The 2,091-nt window shown below is 77.1% G+C and carries 3 protein-coding genes; 1 reads left to right on the forward strand and 2 read right to left on the reverse strand.

Going from position 1 to position 2,091, the window contains the following annotated elements; genetic code table 11:
• Positions 1-21: 21 nt before the first annotated feature.
• A complete protein-coding gene (locus ACFVXK_RS38345) occupies positions 22-195 on the reverse strand; it encodes a CsbD family protein (protein ID WP_358895224.1) in 174 nt (57 codons plus the stop codon).
• 88 nt (positions 196-283) lie between these two features.
• The gene (locus tag ACFVXK_RS38350; RefSeq protein WP_389621956.1) at positions 284-817 is read right to left on the reverse strand and encodes a DUF6328 family protein; all 534 of its coding nucleotides are present in this window, start codon (positions 815-817) and stop codon (positions 284-286) included.
• A gap of 159 nt (positions 818-976) precedes the next feature.
• Here ACFVXK_RS38350 and ACFVXK_RS38355 point away from each other — a divergent pair.
• A partial coding sequence (locus ACFVXK_RS38355) for an FAD-dependent monooxygenase (RefSeq protein WP_389621959.1) occupies positions 977-2,091 on the forward strand: 1,115 nt, incomplete at its 3' end.

Raw genomic sequence — 2,091 nt, forward strand, 5'->3', positions numbered from 1 at the left:
GGCCGGAGCCGGACGGACCGGCTAGTGCTTCAGGGCGTCCTTGGCCTTCTGGCCGGCCTGCTTCGCGTCGGCCGCCGCCTGCTCGGCCCGCCCCTTCGCTTCGAGGCTCTCGTTGCCGAGGGCCTTGCCGGTGGTCTCCTTGACCTTGCCCTTGGCGTCCTTGCCGATGTTCTTGGCCTTCTTGCCCGCTGCCATGCGTGCTCACCTCCTGGACAGAGCTTCCTACTCGCCGCCTTCCCCCCTGAACCGGGTGTATGCGCAGGAACCCGTCCCTTTTCCCGTCCTACAGGGCGATCCCCCGCCGCAGCACCGCCGCCCGGCGGACCATCACCGTCGGGACGAGCCAGCAGCCCGTGCACCAGACCACCACCGTCAGGTCGACCACCAGCGCCGTCGACGCCCCCAGGACCGTGCGCAGCACGATCAGCAGGGCCAGGGCGACCATGCCCAGCAGCAGGACGAGCCCCGTCAGGGTCAGCCGGGCGGCCCAGACCACGGCCTCGGGCTTGACCCCGAGGCCCGTGACCAGGCGGTGCAGGCACACCGGAGCGGTGAGCGCCCCGGTGGCCGCCCCGCCGAGGACCACGCACACCACGTAGAGCAGGTGGTCCGTGCCCGGCAGGTGGCCGAACACCTGGGTGAAGGGGGCGGCCAGCAGGAACGCGAGGAGCAGCTGGACGGCCGTCAGGGCCACGCGCACCTCGTGCAGCAGCTCCCCCCACAGCCGGTCCGCCCGTTCGTCACAGCTCTCGTGCCGGTCGCCCGGGCCCAGCAGACGGGCCCGCTGGTGCGTCCTCAGCAGCAGCCGGTTCGACATGGCGGCCTCCTCGCGGTGATCAGAGCGTCTGCCCCGGGCCCGCGCCGTCATGCGGCCCGCCCGCCGCCGCCCGGCCCGCGGCCAGCCCCCCGGCCCGCCGTAGAGTGGGCTCCGCCCGGCGGCGCAGGGCGCCCCGCCGGCGCGCATGAGGGGTGCGGGATGCCGAAGCGACACGCGGTGGTGGCCGGAGCCGGCATCGGCGGTCTGACCGCCGCCCTCGCCCTGCACCACCGCGGCTGGGAGGTCACCGTCTGCGAACGCGCCCCCGCACCGCCGGTGACCGGGGCCGGCATCGGCCTCGCCCCCAACGCCCTGCGCGCCCTGGACGCCATCGGCGTCGACGCCGCCCGTGCCGTCGGCGGCGCGGTGCCCGCCTGGATGGGCGTGCGCAGCGCCGCAGGACGGTGGCTGACCCGCACCACGACGGCGTCCCTGGCGTCCCGTTACGGCGTCCCCCCGATCGCCGTCCCGCGCCCGGCCTTCACCGCCGCCCTCGCGGCGGGGCTGCCGGCGGGCGCGGTCCGCTACGGCACCGCCGTGACCGGTGTGGACCACACCGGCGCCCGGCCCGTCGTGCGCACCGGGGCCGGGCCGGACCTGCCCGCCGATCTGGTGGTCGCCGCCGACGGGATCCACAGCCCGCTGCGCCGCGCGTACTTCCCGGCCCACCCCGGTCTGCGCCACCTGGGCGAGACCGCCTGGCGGGCCCTCGTCGACGCCCCGGACCTGCACGTCCCGGCGATGAGCGAGACCTGGGGGAGGGGTGCGCGGTTCGGGGTGACCCCGCTGTCCGACGGCCGGTTCTACCTGTACGCCACCGCCGTCCTGCCCGCCGGAACCCGGTCGGCCGACCCGCGGGCGGAGCTCCTGCGCCGGTTCGGGACGTGGCACGACCCCATCCCGGCCCTGCTGGAACGCGTCGGCCGGCTCGACCCCGCCGACGTCCTGCGGCACGACCTCCACGACCTGGCCGCCCCGCTCCCGGCCCTGCACCACGGCCGGATCGCCTGGCTCGGCGACGCCGCCCACGCCATGGCCCCCAACCTGGGCCAGGGCGGCTGCCAGGCCATCGAGGACGCGGTGGTCCTCGCGCACCTGCTCCCGCCCGGCGAAGACCCCGGCCACCGGGACGGCCCGGCCGCCGGCGAGGCCGCCCCCGACCCGATCGCAGCCGCCCTCGCCGCCTACACGGCGGCCCGCCTCCACCGCACCGACGCCGTCCGGGTCCGCGCGCGCCGCGTCGGCCGGCTGGGCGCCCTCCGCAACCCCGTCGC

This window comes from Streptomyces sp. NPDC058157 (assembly GCF_042884105.1).
In the GTDB taxonomy this organism is placed as follows: Bacteria; Actinomycetota; Actinomycetes; order Streptomycetales; family Streptomycetaceae; genus Streptomyces.

Bases quoted from the DNA above. Each gene is read 5' to 3' on its own strand.
- ACFVXK_RS38345 (WP_358895224.1), bottom strand. From the start codon at position 195: ATGGCAGCGGGCAAGAAGGCCAAGAACATCGGCAAGGACGCCAAGGGC.
- ACFVXK_RS38350 (WP_389621956.1), bottom strand. From the start codon at position 817: ATGTCGAACCGGCTGCTGCTGAGGACGCACCAGCGGGCCCGTCTGCTG.